The organism is Pseudomonas sp. NPDC090233, assembly GCF_044772285.1.
In the GTDB taxonomy this organism is placed as follows: domain Bacteria; phylum Pseudomonadota; class Gammaproteobacteria; order Pseudomonadales; family Pseudomonadaceae; genus Aquipseudomonas.
In genome coordinates this window covers 760,302-781,272 of the sequence record NZ_JBIVYQ010000001.1, presented here as the reverse complement: position 1 = coordinate 781,272, position 20,971 = coordinate 760,302, and the positions used below count along the sequence as shown (strand labels likewise).

General features: G+C 65.9%; 1 protein-coding gene (running past one end of the window). It reads right to left on the bottom strand.

Annotated elements, in window-relative coordinates:
* Positions 1 to 20,971, bottom strand: the 5' portion of a protein-coding gene (locus ACIQUF_RS03610) for a non-ribosomal peptide synthase/polyketide synthase (RefSeq protein WP_403128528.1). The gene continues 1,301 nt to the left of window position 1, outside the view; only the first 20,971 of its 22,272 coding nucleotides appear in the window; its start codon is at positions 20,969 to 20,971; its stop codon lies beyond the left edge, outside the window.

Below are 20,971 nucleotides of genomic sequence, written 5' to 3'. Positions count from 1 at the left end.
GCGTCAGATCCGCAACGACCGGGTTAGTCGGGGGTTGCTCGCCCCAGGTCGGCTGATCCAAGTCGATAATCAGTCCGCCTTCCGCCACATGGCGCGTCGGGGTCTGCACCAGCACCGCCACCGGCGCGCTATCGCGCAACATGTGCCGCACGCGCTCGGCCGGATAGTCCGGATCAACCGGCACGTAGGCACCGCCCGCTTTGAGGATGGCTAGCAGCCCGACCACCATCGACAGCCCACGCTCGACGCAAATCGCCACGCGATCATCCGGTTTGACGCCCAAACCGATCAGGTGATGTGCCAAGCGGTTGGCTTGCGCGTTGAGCTCCAGATAGCTCAACGCGCCCTCTTCTGCCCGCACCGCCACGGCATCCGGCGTGCGCTCGACCTGTGCTTCGATCAGCCCATGCAGAGTTTGCTCAAGGTCGTAATCCACTGCCGTATCGTTGAAGTCCGCCAGCACACGCTGGCGTTCTTCCGACTCCAGCACCGGCAGACTCTGGAGCGACAGCTCAGGCGTATGCTCCAGCGCCGCGACCAAGGCCTCCAGCACCTGATTCATTTGCCCGCAGATCCGCGCCGCGCCAATGTCTGCCGGGGTCATGGCCACCAGACGGAAGCCCTCGCCCAGGTCGTCCACGTTCAGCCCCAGCGGGTAATTGCTGCGCTCCTGGCTTTCGAGGATGTCGATACCCTCGCTGGCCTTGCGCTGGCTGGCATCAACTTGAGTGCTGTGGCGGTAGTTGAGCATCGCGCTGAACAACGGCAATGGCGCCGCCACGCCACTGCATCGCTGGGCCAAGGCCAAGGATGCGTGTTCGTGAGCCAGCAGCGCGCTCAGCCGCTGGTGGGTCGCTTGAGCCCCGTCACGCACGCCGATGCCAGCCAGGTCGACCCGCAGCGGCAAAGTGTTGATGAACATGCCCAGCGCCCGCTCTGCGCCTTCGCCGCCTTGCAGGCGACCAAGCAACACAGTGCCAAACACCACGCTGTCCTTGCCACTGGCGGCTGCCAGCAGGCGCGCCCAGGCGAGATGGAACAGGCTGGCGACGCTGATGCCCAGTTGCCGCCCTTGTTGGCGCAGGCGCTGGGCCAGATCGTCGCGCAGCCACAGCTGGGCCTCTTCGATGTCGCGGCCATCGCCTTGCACATCGCTCAGACCGAACGGCAGCGTCGGCTCATCGATATCGGCCAGCTGCGAACGGAAGAACGCCTCGTGCTCGGCCTGGCTGACGCCCAGCCGTGCCTGGGTCACGTAATTGCGATAAGGCACGGGGGCGTGGGCCGGTTCCCTGTTGTCCTGCAAGAAACCGATCAGTTCTTCACCGACCACTTCCATGGCGGTGTGGTCGAGGACAATGTGGTGGAACTGCAAGGTGGCTTCGATGCCCGCTTCGGTCTGGAGGTAGAACAGCCGAATCAACGGGGCTTGGCTAAGGTCGAGGCGGTGACTGGCTTGCCCTTCGAAGACGGCCAGCGGCGCCGTGCGCCAAACCACTTGCACCGGCTGTGGCAGGCCTTCCCAGAGGACAGCGGTGCGCAGCACATCGTGGCGAGCGATGACCTTGTTCAGCGCAGCAGCGAAGTTGTCCAGGTGCTCGCGGCTGGCGAAGGCGAATCGCGATTGCAGCACGTAGGGGTCATGCTCCGCAGCGCTTACGTGGTGGTACAGAATGCCTTCCTGCAGCGGTGCCAGCGGGTAGATGTCCTGCACGTTGGCAGCCCCACCTGGGACCTTGCCGACAATCCGTTCAATGTGGTGCGGCTCCAGCGCCAACAGCGGCACCATGCCCGGGGTGATGTGCGTGCAACCGGCAGGGATCAGGTTTTCCGGCACCTCCACCTGGCGTGCCTTGCCCAATGTCGCCGCCAGCGCAGCAATGGTCGGCTGGCCGAACAGCGTGCGCACATCAACCTGAAGGCCCTCTCGACGCAGACGCGCCGTGAGGTTCACAGCCAGCAGCGAATGGCCGCCCATTTCAAAGAAGTTGTCATGTCGGCCTACCTGCGCCACGCCGAGCATGTCCGCCCAGACCTGCGCCAACGCGGTTTCCACTGCGCCTTGCGGCGCAACGTAGGCCTGGCTGGCGAATTGCTCTGGATCCGGGTCCGGCAGGGCCTTGCGGTCGAGCTTGCCATGAAGGGTCAGCGGCACGGCGTCCAGTTGAATGAATGCCAGTGGCACCAGGTGTGCTGGCAAGCTGGCCTGCAGCGCATCACGCAATGCCTCCGTCGCTGCGTCCCCGGTGAACCAGGCCAACAAGCGCTCGTTTCGCACCAGCACGACGGCCTCACGGACACCCGGCTGGGCGGCCAGTACAGCCTCGATCTCGCCCAGTTCCACACGCACGCCACGGATCTTCACCTGGTCGTCATTGCGGCCCAGGTAGTCGAGGGTGCCGTCGGCATTCCAGCGCACCAGGTCGCCACTGCGGTACATCCGTGCCCGTGGACGATCGCTGAAGGGGTCAGGCAGGAAGCGTTCTTCGGTCAGTTCAGGGCGATTCAGGTAGCCACGGGCGACACCCGCCCCGCCGATGTACAGTTCACCGACAGCACCGACCGGCACCGGCTCGCAATGGGCGTCGAGAACATAGACGCGGGTGTTGCCGATCGGCTGGCCGATATGCAGGTGGCCACCCGCTTGCAGCTGTCCGGAAGTCGCGACCACTGTCGCCTCGGTCGGACCGTAGTTGTTGACCAAGGTAAACCCCGGATCCCGGTCGAACTGGCGCAGCCGGTCACCGCCGACCAGCAACGTACGCAGCGTCGGATGCTGGCGCTCGCGGCGCAGCGCCTGTTCGGCTACTGGCGTAGGCAAGAAGCTGACCTGCAACGGTTGCTCCAGCCACCAGTCGAGCAGCTCGTCGACATGCTCGCCAGCAATGCGCGCAGGCGGCAGGTGCAGCACCGCGCCGCTGCTCAGCGCCGGCCACACTTCCCAGGCCACCGCATCAAAGCCGAAACCGGCCACCGTGCTGGTATGGCTGCCGGCCGCCAGGTCGAAGGCCTCGCAATGCCAGTGCATCAGGTTGGCCAGGGTGCCGTGCTCGACCATTACCCCTTTGGGTTGGCCGGTGGAGCCGGAGGTGTAGATCACATAGGCCAGCTGATGCGCGTCCAGACCCGCAACCTGTGGGTTGCTGTCCGCTTCGGTTTGCCAGTCATCACGGTCCAGCTCGACCCGTGCAACATCGCCGAGCAAGTCGCGCGTGCTTGCGTCCGCCAGTACCAGTGCCGGCGCACTGTCGTGCAACAGGTAGGCAATACGCTCGGCGGGATAGCCAGGGTCCACCGGGACATAGGCAGCACCGGCCTTGAGCACCGCCAACATGCCAATCAGGCGCTCCAGGCTGCGCGGCAGGCACAGGGCAACTCGGTCGCCCAGCTGCACGCCACGGCGAATCAGGTGATGGGCCAGGCGGTTGGCGCTGCGGTTCAGCTCGCCGTAGCTCAGCACCTGGCCGTCCTGCACCAGAGCCGCCGCTTGGGGGGCACGGGCGGCCTGGGCTTCGACCAGGGCATGCACGGTCTGGCCTTGCGGATAAGGCCGGAGGGTGGCATTGAAGGTGTCCAGCACCTGCTGTCGCGCCGCTGAATCGAGGATGGGCAGCGCGCTTGCGCGAGTACCTGCGGCCTCTTCCAAGGCTTGGCTCAATTGCGTCAGTGCCTGGTTCATCCACTGCGCGACGCGCTCGGCGCCGATACCTTCCTGGGCCAGTACATTCAAGGTGAAGCCCTCACCCAGGTCATCGACGCTGAGGGTCAGCGGGTAGTTGCTGCGCTCTTCACCGCCCAACAGGCGCACACCCTGTACGCTGGCATCATCCTCGGCAGGCGTGCCGGCGCTGCTGTGGCGGTAGTTGAACAAGGCGCTGAACAACGGCTGCCCCGCAGCTACGCCGCTGCAGCGCTGGGCCAGCGCGAGGGAAGCATGTTCATGTCCGAGCAGCGCCGAGAGCCGCTGATGGGTCACCCGCACCGCCTGCAGCACGGGTGCATCGAGGTCGATGCGCAGCGGCAAGGTGTTGATGAACACCCCCAGCGCACGGTCTGCACCTTCACCGCCTTGCAGGCGGCCCATCAGCACGGTGCCGAATACCACGTCACTGCGGTTGGCCAGCACCCCGAGCACCCGCGCCCAAGCCAGGTGGGCCAGGCTTGCAGCGCTCACGCCCAGGCGTCGGGCCTGCTCGCGCAGCTGGCGGGCCACGCCAGGCTCGACGGCAAGGCGCGCTTCTTCGATGGCGCGCCCATCGCCCTGCACATCGCCCAGGCCGAACGGCAGGGTCGGCTCGTCGAGGTCGCCAAGCATGCCGCGGAAGAACGCTTCGTGAGCGGCATCGTCAGCCCCCAGGCGAGCCTGGGCGACGTAAGTGCGGTAAGGCACCGGCGTGGCCAGTTGCCCAACGTTGCCGGCCAGCAACGCCTGCATCTCGCCGGCGATCACCTCCATGGCGGTGTGGTCCAGTGCCAAGTGGTGGAACTGCAGGATCGCCACCACGCGTTGATTGGCAGGATCGTCGGCATACATCAGGCGCATCAGCGGCGCACGTGACAGGTCAAGGCGTTGGTGACGGGCATCGAAGCGCGCCTGCAAGGCATCAATGGGCGACGTTCCGCTCAGGTCGGTAACCGCCGTCACATCCATTCGTGCTTCTCGCCAGACCACCTGCACCGGCTGCTCCAGCCCCTCGGTCAACACCGAGGTCCGCAGGATGTCGTGGCGATCGATGACCTGCTGTAACGCACCGGCCCAAGCCTGCAAGCGAGCGAGGCTGTCGAAGGCCAGGCGTGACTGCAGCAGGTACGGGTCGCCCTGCTCGGCACTCAGGTGGTGATAGAGAATCCCCTCTTGCAGCGGAGCCAATGGGTAGATCTCTTGCACGTTGGCGGCGCCGCCCGGGACGCTGGCGACAATGCGGTCGATGCTGGCTTGGCCAAGGTCGATCAGGCTGAGCATGGCCGGTGTGATCTGGCGAGCGTCTTGGGGCACACGGTTGACCGGCACCTGCACTTCGCGTCCGCTGCCCACCGCTGCAGCCAGGGCGGCGAGGGTCGGCTGGGCGAACAGCACCCGCACATCGGCACTCAAGCCGGCCTTGCGCATGCGCTCGATCAGGGTCACGGCCAGCAGCGAGTGCCCGCCCAGTTCGAAGAAGTGATCGTGGCGGCCGACGTGCTCAACCTTGAGTACCTCGGCCCAGATCGCCGCCAGACTTTGCTCCACCTCGCCAAGCGGCGCCTCGAAGGCGCGGCTGAGTATGGCGTCGTGGTCCGGCTGCGGTAATGCGCGGCGATCGAGCTTGCCGTTGGCGGTCAGCGGCAACGCCTCCAGGCGAACATAGGCTGCCGGCAGCATGTAGTCGGGCAGTTGCCCTTGCAGCTGAGCGTGCAGTTCGCCGATGGTGGGCGCCTGGTCGCTTGCCGTGAAGTACGCGACCAGGCGCTTGTCACCCGGTGTGTCCTCACGCAGCACCACTGCTGTGTCGCGAATACCGACGCACTCGCCCAGGCGCGCTTCGATTTCGCCAAGTTCGATACGGAAGCCCCGCAGCTTGATTTGCTGGTCGGCGCGGCCCAGGTACCGCAGGGTACCGTCGGCCTGCCAACATACCCGATCACCGCTGCGGTACATGCGCGCGCCAGGCTCACGGCTGAACGGGTCGTCGAGGAAGCGCTCGGCGCTCAGCGCCGGCTGGCCCAGGTAGCCCAGGGCAACGCCGTCACCGCCGATGTACAGCTCGCCGACCGCACCGACCGGCAGCGGCTGCTGACGCGCGTCGAGGACATAGCAGCGGCCGTTGGCGATAGGTTTGCCGATTGGAATGCTGCCCTCTCGCACCTCGACGATCTCGTGGGTGGTGCTGAATGTGGTGGCTTCCGTTGGCCCGTAGCCGTTCAGCAGGTGAGCCGGGGCGCCTTCACGCAGCACCCGGGCGATCACGGCAGGGTCCAGCACATCGCCGCCCACCATCAGGTAGCGCAGCTTGGCCAGGGCAGGCAGCAGGTCGCCAGCGAACTGATGGAACAGCCCGGCGGTCAGCCACAACACACTGACGCCTTGCTCCAGCAGGACATCGCGCAAGGCTTCGCGCGACAGTACCTGATGCTGGTCGATGACCACCACTGTGCCGCCGTTGAGCAACGGCGCCCAGACTTCCAGGGTACTGGCGTCGAACGCCGGATTGGAGGCGAAGGCGACCCGGTCCTGGTTGTTGAAATCGGCGAAGCCGTTGTTGATCACCAGCCGCACGATGGCACGGTGCGGGACCTGGACACCCTTTGGGGTACCCGTGGAGCCGGAGGTGTACATGATGTAGGCGGCATTGCCAGCGTTCACCGCCAAGCCCGGCGATTGGATCGGATAGCCCGCAAGGTCGATCCGGTCCAGTTCGACACGCTGGGCGTGGCCTATCAGCGGCTCGCTGCTGTGCGTCAACAGCACCTTCGCCTGACTGTCGGCGATCATGAATGCCTGGCGTTCCACCGGGGCGTTGCTGTCCAGCGGGACGTACACCGCTGCGCACTTGCTTGCCGCCAGTTGCGCCGCCAGCAGGTCGACACTGCGCGGCAGCAACAGGGCGACACGGTCGCCTGGGCGGACGCCCAGGGCCAACAGGTGATGCGCTAGGCGGTTGGCGCGCTGGTCCAGTTGCTGATAGCTGAACTGCCGGTCACCGTGGATCACGGCCACCGCGTCCGGGCTTAGCGCAGCGAAAGCACCGAACAGTGTGTGCACGGCGTGCTCACGAGGGTAGTCGCGGCGCGTGGCGTTGAAGCCGTGCAAGACCAATTCACGCTCGGCGGTGGCCAAGCAGCTGACCTGCCGCAGGGCGATCTGTGGTGAATGCTCCAAGGCTTGCGTCAACCGTTCAAGGGCTGTACCCAGCAAGCGGCATACCTGCGCCCCGTCCACTTCTGCGACGGCCTGCACCGTCAGGACGAAGGCATCGCCCAGGTCATCGACGTTGATCACCAGCGGGTAGTTGCTGCGCTCATGCGCCGCCAGTTGCTCGATGCCCTGCCAGGCTTGGCGCAATGTTTCCTTGGCCGGTGCGCTGTGGCGGAAGTTGAGCAGGCTGGTGAACAACGGCTGGGTAGCCGGTACGCCGCTGCAGCGTTGCGCCACAGCCAGCGAGGCTTGTTCGTGGGCGAGCAGCCGGGCCAGGCGTTGATGGGTCAGGCGCACGCCGTCGGCGACGCCGGACCCACCGACACTGACCCTCAGCGGCAAGGTGTTGATGAACATGCCCAGCGCCCGATCGGCGCCCTCGCCACCCTGCAACCGACCCAGCAGCACGGTACCGAACACCACCTCCTCGCGGCCAGACAACTGCGCCAGTACTTGGCCCCAGGCCTGGTGAACCAGGCTGGCGACGCTGATACCGAGCTGACGGGCCTGCTCGCGCAGGCGCTTGGCCAGGCTGGCATCGAGCGCCTGGCGGCTGTCGCGTACACGGCTGCCGTCGCTGTTTGCAGTGCGCAGGCCGAAGACTTCCGTCGGTTCGTCGATATCACCCAGCAACTCGCGGAACAGCGTTTCTTCAGCCTGGCCGTCGCCGCCCAGGCGTGCCTGGGCCACATAATTGCGGTAAGGGACGCTGGCGTGAGCCAGGGGGTGGTTTTGCAGTACCGCAGTGACTTCTGCGACCAGATGCTCGACGGCGGCGTGGTCGAGGATGATGTGATGGATCAGCAACGTCGCTTCCAGACGGCCGTCAGTACGGGTAGGCAGCAGGCGGATCAGGGGTGCGGTATAGAGGGGCAGCCCTGTGCTGGGCGCTTCGCCGAGCATGCTCGCCGCAACAGAGGGGACATCGCGCCAGACCACTTGCACTGGCTCCTCAAGGTGCTGCCAGTGGATGCTGGTGCGCAGGATGTCATGGCGTGCGATGACTTGGTCCAGGGCAGCGGCAAAGGCATTTAGCGTGACCTGGTCCGGGAAGGCGAAGCGCGCCTGTAGCACATAAGGGTCGGCGCCTTCGCTGGCCAGGTGGTGGTAGAGAATGCCTTGCTGCAGCGGTGCCAGGCCATAGATATCCTGGATATTGCTGGAACCGCCAGGAATCGTCGTGGCCAGCGTGTCAATCGATGCTTGCGACAGGTCGGCCAGGGGCAGCATGTCCGGGGTGATGTGCGAGCATTCAGCCGGGATACGGTTTTCCGGCACCTGGACGCGGGTATCACCGCCCACGGCAGCCGCCAACGCGGCCAGGGTCGGCTGGCCGAACAACACGCGGATATCGGCATGCAGGCCTTGTTGGCGCAGGCGCGACGTCAGACTGACTGCCAGCAGCGAATGGCCACCCAGCTCGAAGAAGTTGTCGTGCCGGCCTACCCGTTCCACGCCCAGCAGTTCGGCCCAGAGGGCGGCCAGCAGAGTTTCGGTTTCGCCTTGCGGAGCCTCGAACGGACGATCCTGGAGGGCGTCGGCTTCCGGCAGTGCCTTGCGGTCGAGCTTGCCGTTGGGGCTCAGCGGCAGCGCTTCGAGGTGCATGAACAGCGCGGGCACCATGAATTCGGGCAGATGTGCGAGCAGTGACGAGCGCAGGCTTTCCGTGGTTTGCGTTTCCCCGGTGTAGTACGCGATCAGGCGTTGATCACGGGCCACTACCACGGCTTCCTTGATGCCCGTGATCGCCGTAAGTCCGGCCTGGATCTCGCCCAGCTCGATACGCAAGCCGCGGATTTTCACCTGGTCGTCGTTACGACCGAGGTATTCAATGTTGCCGTCGGCCAGATGGCGGGCCAGGTCGCCGGTGCGGTACAAACGGGCGCCAGGGCGGGTGCTGAACGGGTCTTCGATGAAGCGTTCGGCAGTCAGTTCGGCGCGATTTAGATAACCACGGGCGACCTGCACGCCGCCGATAAACAGCTCACCCGCCACGCCCTGCGGCACCGGCTGGCCTTGGCCATCGAGGACGTACAGCGTGGTGTTGGCGATGGGTTTGCCGATCGGGGTGTTGTCCGGCGCGGTGAGGCAATGCCAGGCACTGACATCCACCGCCGCTTCGGTTGGGCCGTACAGGTTGTGCAGCTCGACGGTTGGCAATTGGGTGTGGAAGCGCCGCACCAGGCTGCCTGGCAGCGCCTCACCGCTGCACAGCACGCGTTTGAGGCGGTCAGCCGAGGTTTCGCCATGCGCCAGGAACACATCCAGCATCGACGGCACGAAGTGTAAGGTGGTGACGCCTTCGCGACGGATCACCTCGCGCAAGTACTCGGGATCACGGTGGCCACCCGGGCGGGCCATGACAAGTCGTGCGCCGGTTTGCAGGGGCCAGAGGAATTCCCATACCGACACGTCGAAGCTGAACGGGGTTTTCTGCAGCACCACGTCGTCGGCGCCCAAACCATAGGCGTCCTGCATCCACAGCAGGCGATTGACTACCCCGGCGTGCTCGTTCATCACGCCTTTGGGCAATCCGGTCGAGCCGGAGGTGTAGATCACGTAGGCCAGATGACGCGGCGTCAGATCCGCAACGACCGGATTGGTGGCTGGCTGCGTATTCCAGGTTGGCTGGTCCAAGTCGATCACTTGCCCGCTTTCCGGCACACGGCGGGTTGCGGCCTGCACCAGCACCGCCACCGGCGCGCTGTCGCGCAACATGTGCCGCACGCGCTCGGCCGGATAGTCCGGATCAACCGGCACGTAGGCACCGCCCGCTTTGAGGATGGCTAGCAGCCCGACCACCATCGACAGCCCACGCTCGACGCAAATCGCCACGCGATCATCCGGTTTGACGCCCAAACCGATCAGGTGATGTGCCAAGCGGTTGGCGTGCGCGTTGAGCTCCAGATAGCTCAACGCGCCCTCTTCTGCCCGCACCGCCACAGCATCCGGCGTCCGCTTGACCTGTGCTTCGATCAACCCATGCAGAGTTTGCTCAAGGTCGTAATCCACTGCCGTATCGTTGAAGTCCGCCAGCACACGCTGGCGTTCTTCTCGCTCCAGCACGGGAAGCCGCTGCAACGGCAGCTCCGGCTCATACTCCAGGGCCGTGACCATGGCCTCCAGCACCTGGGTCATCTGCCCGCAGATCCGCGCCGCGCCGATGTCCGCCGGTGTCATGGCCACCAGACGGAAGCCATCGCCCAGATCATCCACATTCAGGCTCAATGGGTAATTGGTGCGCTCCTGCCCCTCCAGGACCTCGATGCCTTGCCAGGCCTGGCGCTGCTCGACAGTGCTCGCAGCGCCATGGCGATAGTTGAGCATCGCGCTGAACAACGGCAATGGCGCCGCCACGCCACTGCAACGCTGGGCCAGTGCCAGAGAGGCATGCTCATGGGCGAGCAGCGAACTGAGGCGCTGGTGGGTCGCATGGGCAGCCTCGCGCAGGCTGACGCCGCCCAGATCGACCCGCAGCGGCAAAGTGTTGATGAACATGCCCAGCGCCCGTTCGGCGCCCTCGCCGCCTTGCAGTCGACCAAGCAACACGGTGCCGAACACCACGCTGTCCTTGCCACTGGCGGCTGCCAGCAGGCGCGCCCAGGCCAGGTGGAACAGGCTGGCGACACTGATACCCAGTACACGTGCCTGGCGACGCAGGTCAGCGGCGAGTTCGGCGGACAACGGCAGCTTGGCTTCCTGCATGTCGCGACCATCGCCCTGCACATCGCTCAGGCCGAATGGCAGGGTCGGCTCTTCGACATCGGCCAGCTGGGTGCGGAAGAACACTTCGTGTTCGGCCTGGCTGATGCCCAACCGGGCCTGGGCGACGTAGTTGCGGTAAGGCGCAGGTGCATGCCCAGGGATCGGTTTGCCTTGAAGGAGGGCGACCAGTTCTTCGCCGATGAGTTCGAGGGCGGTATGGTCGAGGACAATGTGGTGGAATTGCAGGGTGGCTTCGATGCCTGCTTTGGTCTGGACGTAGAACAAACGGATCAGCGGGGCTTGGCTCAGGTCGAGGCTTTGGCTGGCTTGCCCTTCGAAGACAGCGAGCGGCGCCTTGCGCCAGACCACTTGCAGCGGTTGCGGCAGGCCGTCCCAAAGCACGGCGGTACGCAGTACATCGTGGCGGGCGATCACCCGCTCCAGCGCGCTGGCGAAGGCTTGCAGGCGTTCTAGGTTATCGAAGCGCAAGCGCGAGTACAGCACGTACGGATCGTGCTCGGCGGCGCTCAGGTGGTGATAGAGGATACCTTCCTGCAGCGGTGCCAGCGGATAGATGTCCTGCACGTTCGCGGCGCCGCCCGGTACGCTGGCGACGATCAGGTCGATGGCCGCCTGGTCGAGATCGATCAGGCTGAGCAGGTCCGGGGTGATGTGTGTGCAGTGGCCCGGGATGCGGTTCGCCAGCACCGCGACCTGTTGGTTCCGCCCCAGGGTCGCGGCCAGTGCGGCAATGGTCGGTTGGCCGAATAGAGTTCGTACATCAACTTGCAGACCTTCCAGGCGCAGGCGTGCGGTGAGGCTCACGGCCAACAGCGAGTGGCCACCCAGTTCGAAGAAGTTGTCGTGCCGGCCAACCTGCGGGATACCGAGCAGTTCGGCCCACAAACCCGCCAGCAGTATTTCAGTGCTGCCCTGCGGCGCTTCGAATGGGCGTTGTTGTGAGGCGGCATCCGGGGCCGGCAGTGCTTTGCGGTCGAGCTTGCCATTGGGGGTCAGCGGCAGGCTGTCCAACTGGATATACAGACCTGGCACCATATACTCGGGCAGCTGTGCCAGCAGCGCCTGGCGCAGGTTGTCCGCCGATTGCTCTGCGCCGGTGTAATAGGCCACCAGGCGTTCGTCGATGGCCAGCACCACGGCTTCGCGTACATCGCCCACGCGGGTCAGGCACGCTTCGATTTCACCGGGCTCGATGCGCAGGCCGCGGATCTTCACTTGATGGTCATTGCGGCCCAGGAATTCGAGGTTGCCGTCGGCCCGCTGGCGCACTAGGTCGCCACTGCGGTACAGGCGTTCGCCCGCCACGAACGGGCTGGCAATGAAGCGTTCGGCCTGTTGCTGGGGCAGGCCCAGGTAGCCACGGGTGACGCCGGCGCCACCGATGTGCAGGTGGCCGGCTACGCCCCAAGGGACGGGCTGGTCGCGGCTGTCCAGTACATAAAGGTGGGTATTGTCGATCGGCCGTCCGATGGGCAGTACCGTCTGCGGCAGCGCCGCACCCGGTTCCAGGGTCCACACACTGCAGTCGACAGTCGTCTCGGTAGGCCCATAGACGTTGTGCAGCCGCACAACCGGCAGGCGCTGGCGAACCAGGGCGGCCAAGGCCGAGGTCAGCTCGCCGCCCCCGCAGACGATGTCGCTGAGGCTGCTGCACGCTGCGCTTTGCGGGTCTTCAAGGAAGTGCTGCAGCAACGCGGGTACGAACTGCACCACGTTGACCTGCTGCGCCTGGATCAATTGCGCCAGGTAGTGCGGGTCACGCTGGCCGTCCGGGCGGGCCAGCACCAGGCGCAGGCCGCTGCACAGCGGCCAGAACAGCTCCCACACCGAGGCATCGAAGCTGACCGGGGTCTTGTGCAGTACGCTGCCGGCGCACAGGCGCTGGCTCCAGTGCACCAGATTGACCACGTTGCGGTGCTCGACCATGACGCCCTTGGGCAGGCCGGTGGAGCCGGAGGTGTAGATCACGTAGGCCAGGTGATGCGGCGCCAGGCCAGGCACCCGAGGGTTGCTGATCGGCTGGGTACCCCAGACCGGCGCGTCCAGATCGATCAGCCGCGCTGGCGACGACTGCACCACTTCGCGGGTTGCAGCGTGCACCAGTACTGCCAGCGGCGCGCTGTCCTCCAACATGTGGCAGATACGCTCGGCCGGATAACTCGGGTCGACTGGCACGTAGGCCCCGCCCGCTTTCAGAATCGCCAACAGCCCGACCACCAGTGATAACCCGCGTTCGACACAGATCGCCACACGATCTTCGGGCTTCACCCCAATCCCGATCAGATGATGCGCCAGACGGTTGGCCTGCTCGTCCAGTTGCCGATAGCTCAGCTCACCTTCGTCAGCCACCAAGGCCACCGCATCGGGCGCATGACGCACCTGCGCTTCGAACAGGCAGTGCAGTGGCTGCTGCAGGTCATGCCCGCGTGCAGTGGCATTGGCTTCGACCAGCAGTTGCTGACGCTCCTGCGCCGGCAAAACGGGCAGCTGCTGCACGGCCAATTGCGGCTGGTGCTCAAGCGCGTCGAGCATGCTGACAACGACCTGAATCAGTTGATCACAGACCCGCTGTGCCCCCACCTGCGCCGTGACCTGGGCTGTCAAACGCAGGCCATCGCCCAGGTCATCGACGTTGACACTTAACGGATAGTGACCGTGCCCGCCGCTGGGCAGCGCTTCGATGCCCTCGAGGGCCTCGCGTTGCACCTGCTGTTCGGATTCACTCGCGCCATGCCGGTAGTTGAGCATTGCACTGAACAAGGGCAAGGGTGCGGCCACGCCACTGCAGCGCTGGGCCAACGCAAGCGATGCGTGTTCATGGACCAGCAGCGCACCCAGGCGCTGGTGCGCCAGGCGCACGCCATCTCGCACGCCAAGGCCATCGAGGTCCAGGCGCAGTGGCAGGGTGTTGATGAACATGCCCAGACCACGGTCGGCCCCCGCGCCACCTTGCAGGCGACCCAGCAACACAGTGCCGAACACCACGCTGTCCTTGCCACTGGTGGCCGAAACCAGGCGTGCCCAGGCCAGGTGCAGCAGGCTCGCGGCACTCACGCCCAGTTGCTGTGCCTGTTGGCGCAGGCGCTGGTAGTGGGTCGTTTGCAGTTGCACGGTGGCCAGGTCGAAATCGCTGGCCTGGGTATCGGTCAGCCCGTACGGCAGCGTCGGTTCGGTGATGTCGCCCAGTTCGGCATGGAAGAACGCCTCGTGCTCGGCTTCGCTGATGGCCAGACGCGCCTGGGCCACATAGTTGCGGTACGGCACCGGGGGCTGGGTCGGCGCGTGGCCGCGCAGGTGGTCGCGGATTTCTTCGAGGACCACTTTCATGGCGGTGTGGTCGAGGACGATGTGGTGGAACTGTAGGGTGGCTTCGATGGGGTGGTTATCAGGGGTGTGATTGTGCAGTAGGCGGATCAGTGGAGCGGAGCTCAAGTTTAGAGCTGAGGTGTGGCTTTCGCGGGGCAAGCCCGCTCCCACAGGCGCATTGCGCCAGACGACTTGCACGGGCTGGCGCAGGCCGTCCCAGAGCACAGCCGTGCGCAGCACGTCGTGGCGGGCGATGACCTTGTCCAGTGCGCTGGCGAAAGCTTGCAGGCGCGCGGCGCTATCGAACGCGATGCGCCACTGCAGCAGGTAAGGGTCTGCACCGGCAGCGCTGAGGTGATGGTAGAGAATGCCTTCCTGCAGCGGGGCCAGCGGGTAGATGTCCTGCACATTGGCCGCACCGCCCGGTACCGTGGCGACGATACGTTCAATACTGGCGGGGTCCAGCTCGATCAGCGGCAGCATGTCCGGCGTGATCTGCGTGCAGCCCGCCGGGATGCGGTTCTGCGGCACTGTCACCTGGCGACCATTACCCAACGCTGCCGCCAGCGCGGCCACTGTCGGCTGGCCGAACAGCACCCGCACGTCGGTCTGCAACCCTTGCTGGCGCAGGCGCTCGATCAGGGTCACGGCCAGCAGCGAATGGCCACCCAGTTCGAAGAAGTTATCAAAGCGCCCTACCCGATCGACGCCCAGCACGTCGGCCCAGGTCGCGGCCATGAGAGTTTCGGTCTCGCCCTGCGGTGCTTCATAACCTTGACTGATCAAGTCAGCGGTATCAGGGTCCGGCAATGCTCGGCGGTCGAGCTTGCCATGGCTGGTCAGCGGCAGTTCTTCAAGGCGGATCAAAGCCTGCGGCACCATGTGCGCCGGCAATCTGGCCTGCAGGGCCTGGCGCAGCAGGTCGAGTTGCACGGGGGCGACCTCGGTGAACCAGGCCAGCAGCCGCTCGCCACGCACCAGCACCACGGCATCCTCGATGCCCGGAAGTGCTTGCAGGGCCGCCTCGATTTCGCCCAGTTCCACCCGCACACCACGGATCTTTACCTGGTCGTCGTTACGGCCGAGGTAGTCCAGGGTGCCGTCGGCGTTCCAGCGCACCAGATCGCCGCTGCGGTACATGCGTGCACCGGGCAGGCGGCTGAACGGGTCTTCCAGGAAGCGCTCAGCGGACAGTTCGGGCCGGTTGAAGTAGCCACGGGCAACCTGGGCACCGCCGATGTAGAGCTCACCGGTTACCCCGATCGGCACCGGTTGGCGTTGCGCGTCGAGCACGTAGACGCGCGTGTTGGCGATGGGCTGACCGATGTGCAGGGTTGCGCCAGGCATTACCCTGCCAGAAGTGGCGACGACAGTGGTTTCGGTCGGGCCATAATTGTTGACCAGTTCGAAGCCGGGGTCGTGGTCGAACTGGCGCAGACGGTCGCCGCCAATCAGCAGGGTGCGCAAGGTCGGGTGCTGGCGGTCGCGGCGCAGCGCCTGCTCGGCCACCGGGGTGGGCAGGAAGCTGACGGCAAGCGGCTGCTCCAGCCACCAGTCGAGCAACTCATCGACGTGCTCGTTGCCGATGTGTGCAGGCGGCAGGTGCAACGTGGCACCGGCACACAAGGCCGGCCAGACCTCCCAGGCCATTGCGTCGAAGCCAAAGCCGGCGACGCTCGACGCGCGCTCGCCAGCCTCCAGGGCAAAGGCCTGGCAGTGCCAATGCACCAGGTTGGCCAGGGTCTGGTGTTCGATCATCACGCCCTTGGGCTGGCCGGTGGACCCGGAGGTGTAGACCACGTAGGCCAAATGATGGGCGTCCAGCCCGGCCACTTGCGGGTTGCTGTCGAGCACGTGCCAGGCAGCGGGCTGGTCGAGGTCCAGGTGGGGCACTGCGGCCGGCAGGCCGGTTTGACCGGATTCGGCCAGCAGCAACGCTGGCGCGCTGTCACTTAACAGATATGCGATACGTTCAGCCGGGTAACCGGGGTCTACCGGCACATAGGCAGCACCGGCCTTGAGCACGGCCAACAGGCCGATCACCCGCTCGATGCTGCGTGGCAGGCACAGGGCAACCCGGTCGCCAGGCTGTACGCCACGCTCGATCAGGCGGTGCGCCAGGCGGTTGGCGCGCAGGTTCAGCTCGGCGTAACTCAGGGCCAGCCCTGCCTGGCAAAGCGCCGAGGCATCGGGTGTGCGGGCGGCCTGGGCTTCGACCAGGGCGTGCACGGTCTGGCCTTGCGGGAACCCGTGGGCAGTGTCGTTGAAGCCGCCGAGCAGTTGTTGACGGGCCGCGTCGTTGAGAATCGACAGGCTATCCACCGGAGTGTCATGCCCCTGTTCCAGTGCCTGTAGCAACTGTCCCATCGCTGCAGCCATCCATTCGACCACTCGGGCCGCGCCGATGCCCTCTAGCGCCAACACGCTGAAACTGAAGCCTTCGCCCAAGTCGTTGACGCTCAAAGTCAGCGGGTAGTTGCTGCGTTCTTCGCCGCCAAGCAGGCGCACGCCTTCCCAGATCCCCTCGCCTTCGCGCGGCGCGTCGGCGGCGCTGTGGCGGTAGTTGAGCAAGGCGCTGAACAACGGCACCGAGGCCGCTACGCCACTGCAGCGTTGAGCCAGCGCCAGCGGCGCGTGCTCGTGGCCGAGCAGTGCCGACAGGCTGCGGTGGGTGGCACGCACGGCTGCTTGCGCCGAGGCACGGGTATCGACGCGCAGCGGCAAGGTGTTGATGAACATGCCCAGTGCCCGGTCGGCACCTTCGCCACCTTGCATGCGGCCCATCAGCACCGTGCCGAACACCACGTCATGGCGGTTGGCGAGCGCCCCCAGCACCCGCGCCCAGGCCAGGTGCATCAGGCTCGCGGCGCTGACGCCAAGCTGGCGGGCCTGGCCGCGCAGGCGTAGGCAAAGGTCGACGTCCAGCGCCTGGAAGGCCGACTCGATGCTGCGACCATCGCCTTGCACATCGGCGAAGCCCAGCGGCAAGGTCGGCTCGTCGACGTCCGCCAGCATCTCGCGGAAGAACGCTTCATGGCCGGCCTTATCCGCCAGGCGCGCCTGGGCCACGTAGTTGCGGTATGGCACCGCCGCCGGCAGGCTCTGGGCCTGACCGAACAGCAGCGCACGCATCTCGCGGGCGACTACGTCCATGGCAGTGTGGTCGAGTGTCAGGTGGTGGAACAGCAGGATCGCCACCACCTGCTGGTTGGCGGGGTCGAGGCTGTAATACAGACGCGTGAGCGGGGCCTGGGACAGGTCCAGGCGATGGTGTCGGGCATCGAAGCGGGCGTGCAGTTGCTCGATGCGGGCGATACCTGGCTCATCGACCAGGTCATCGATCTCGCTGACCACCAGCTGCGCCTTGCGCCAGACCACTTGCAGCGGCTGCGCCAGGCCCTGCCAGAGCACCGAGGTGCGCAGGATGTCGTGGCGGTCGATGACCTGCTGCAGGGCGCCGGCCCACGCCAGAAGACGCTCGACGCTGTCGAAGGCCAGGCGGGTCTGCAGCAGGTACGGGTCTCCCTGCTCGGCACTCAGGTGATGGTAGAGAATGCCTTCCTGCAACGGCGCTAGCGGGTAGATCTCCTGAACGTTGACAGCGCCGCCGGGCACGGTGGCGACGACTGCGTCGATCGTGGGCTGGTCCAGCGAGATAAGGCTGAGCATGTCAGGGGCAATGTGTTCGGCGCCTTGCGGTACTCGATTGCCGGGAACGCTCGCCTCATGAGCAACACCCGCCGCGCTGGCGAGGGCGGCCACGCTTGGCTGGGCGAACAGTACGCGCACATCGATCACCAGGCCGGCCTTGCGCAGGCGCTCGACCAGGGTCACCGCCAGCAACGAATGGCCTCCCAGCTCGAAGAAATTGTCGTGCCGCCCTACCCGCTCGACGCCCAACACCTCGGCCCAGATCGCGGCCATGGTCGCTTCAGTGTCGCCTTGCGGTGCTGTGTAGGTGTGGCCTACCAGCAGGCTGCTGTCAGGATCGGGCAGCGCGCGGCGGTCGAGCTTGCCGTGGCTGGTCAGCGGCCATTGTTCCAGGCGGATGAAGGCCTGCGGTACAAGTTGCCCCGGCAAACTGGCCTGCAGCGCCAGGCGCAACTGATCGAGGTCGATTGGCGTCGTCTCGGTGAACCAGGCCAACAGGCGCTCTTCACGCACCAGCACGACGGCGTCGGCGATGCCGGGTTGCAGGGTCAAGGCGGCTTCGATCTCGCCCAGTTCCACACGCACGCCTCGGACTTTCACCTGGTCGTCGTTGCGGCCCAGGTAGTCGAGCGTGCCGTCGGCGTTCCAGCGCACCAGGTCGCCGCTGCGGTACATGCGGGCGTTGGTATCCTCGTTGAAAGGGTCGACCAGGAAGCGTTCTTCGGTGAGTTCGGGGCGGTTGAAATAGCCGCGTGCGACCTGCGCTCCGCCGATATAGAGCTCGCCAGTAACGCCCACGGGCACGGGTTGCAGGCCTTCATCGAGCACATACACGCGGGTGTTAGCGATGGGTTGGCCGATATGCAGGCTGCCGCCAGGGCTGAGCTGTCCGGCGGTGGCGACCACAGTCGTTTCGGTGGGGCCGTAGTTGTTGACCACGGCAAAGCCGGGGTCGCGATCGAACTGGCGCAGGCGGTCGCCACCAATCAACAGCGTGCGCAGGGTCGGGTGTTGGCGGTCGCGGCGCAGGGCCTGCTCGGCGACCGGAGTCGGCAGAAAACTGACCTGCAGGGGCTGCTGCAGCCACCAGTCGAGCAGTTCGTCGACATGCTCGTTGCCGATGTGCGCGGGTGGCAGGTGCAGCGTGGCGCCGGCACACAAGGTTGGCCAGACTTCCCAAGCCATGGCGTCGAAACCGAAACCTGCCACGCTGGAGCTGTGCGAGCCAGTGCTCAGTTCGAAGGCCTGGCAGTGCCAATGCACCAGGTTGGTCAGTGCCTGGTGTTCGATCATCACGCCTTTGGGCTGCCCGGTGGAGCCGGAGGTGTAGACCAGATAGGCCAGTTGCTGTGCGTCGACAGCGGACGCTACAGGGTTGCGGTCATCCGCCGCGAATGCGCTGGGTAAATCCAGATCCAGTCGGGGTACGTTCGGCAGGTTTTCGATTGCAGTTGTCGCCAGCACCAGGGTTGGCGCACTGTCAGCCAACAAGTAAGCAATGCGCTCGGCAGGGTACGTCGGGTCCACGGGTACGTAGGCGGCACCCGCCTTCAATACCGCCAGCAGGCCGATCAGGCGCTCGGCGGCGCGCGGCAGGCACAGGGCCACGCGGTCGCCGGCCTTCACACCCTGCCCGATCAGCTGATGAGCCAACTGGTTGGCGCGCCGGTTCAGTTCGCCGTAACTCAGCACTGCCTCTGCCTGTATCACTGCCGCAGCCTGCGGTGAACGATCGGCCTGGGCTTCCACCAAAGCGTGCACGGTCTGGCCTTGCGGATAGGCCTGCGTAGTCTGGTTGAACCGTCGCAGCACCTGCTCGCGCTCAAGCGGCGGCAATACGGCCAAGCGTTGCACGGGTGCTGCTGCGTCGTGCTCCAGCGCGTCCACCAGGCTGTCGAGCACCTGTTCGAACTGCCCGCACACGCGCGCCGCGCCCCACTGCGGCAAGCTCTGCACGGTCAGGCGCAGGTCGTCGCCCAGGTCGTCGACGCTGACGGTCAGCGGGTAGTCGGTGCGTTCTTCGGCGCCGACGATATCGATGCCCGGTGCCACCGGGATGACGTCAGCGGCATCGCCTGCAGCGCTGTGACGATAGTTGAGCATGCTGTTGAACAGCGGCGCAGGCGCAGCCACACCGCTGCAGCGCTGGGCCAGGGCCAGTGACGCCTGCTCATGGCCGAGCAAGGCCGTGAGGCGCCGGTGGGTGGTTTGCAACGCATCGCGCACACCCTGCTGGCCGAGATCGATGCGCAGCGGCAAGGTGTTGATGAACATGCCAAGGGCTTGCTCGCTGCCATCACCGGTGGTCATGCGCCCCAGCAGGACGCTGCCGAACACCACCGCCTGGCGCCCCGACAGTTGCCCGACCAAGCGTGCGAAACCCAGGTGCAGCACGCTCGCCGGGCTCACCCCGAACAGCCGGGCCTGGCTGCGCAGGCGTTGGCTGAGGGCCGCCGGCAAGGTCAGGCGCGCCTGCTCCAGCAACTGGTCACCTTTGTCCTGCAGGCCGAAGGCCAGGGTTGGCTCGTCGATACCTCCAAGCATGTCGCGGAAGAAGCGCTCATGGGCCTGCTCGTCCAGCGCCAGGCGCGCGGCGGCCAGCACATTGCGAAACGGCATCGGCGCCGGCAATTGGGCCGACTCGCCGGCCAGGTGGGCCTGGATCTCGCGGCGCACGATGTCCAGCGCGGTATGGTCCATGACCACGTGGTGGAACATCAGCAAGGCGACCCATGTTTCGCCTTCGCCGCGGGCGTGCATCAACTGCATCAGGGGAGCCCGCTGCAAGTCGAGACGGTAGTGCCGGGGGTCGAAACGTTCGCACAGTCGGGCCAGCGCTTCGCCGCCGTCGACCGCGATGGCCTCGCGGACCAGCGTCGCCTCCCGCCACACCACTTGCACTGGCTCGTCCAGGTATTCCCAGTGCAGCGCCGTGCGCAGGATGTCGTGGCGCTGGATCACCCATTGCAGGGCCTCGGCGAAGGCTTCCAGATGCGCCTTGCTGGTGAAGCGCAGTTGCACCTGGGCCAGGTACGGGTCGCCGTCGCTGGCCGCCAGGTGCTGGTACAGCATGCCTTGCTGCAGCGGCGCCAACGGGTAGATGTCCTGCACGTTGGCCGCGCCGCCCGGCACGCTGGCGACGATGCGGTCGATGGCCGGCTGGTCGAGGGTCACCAGTGGGAGCATGTCGGGGGTGATCTGAAACGCCGGGCTGAGCCAGTCGTCATCGCGTTCGGCAAGCATCTCCAGCAAGGCCGGCTTGTGCCGTGACAGCGCCTCCCACAGGGTGTCGTCCAGGGTTTCGTCGTCACCCAGGACGATCAGGTCCTGGTCTTCACGCTGGAGTCGGATTGCACGGGTGGAAAGAGCAGCCATCAGTTCGCTGAAGAGCAT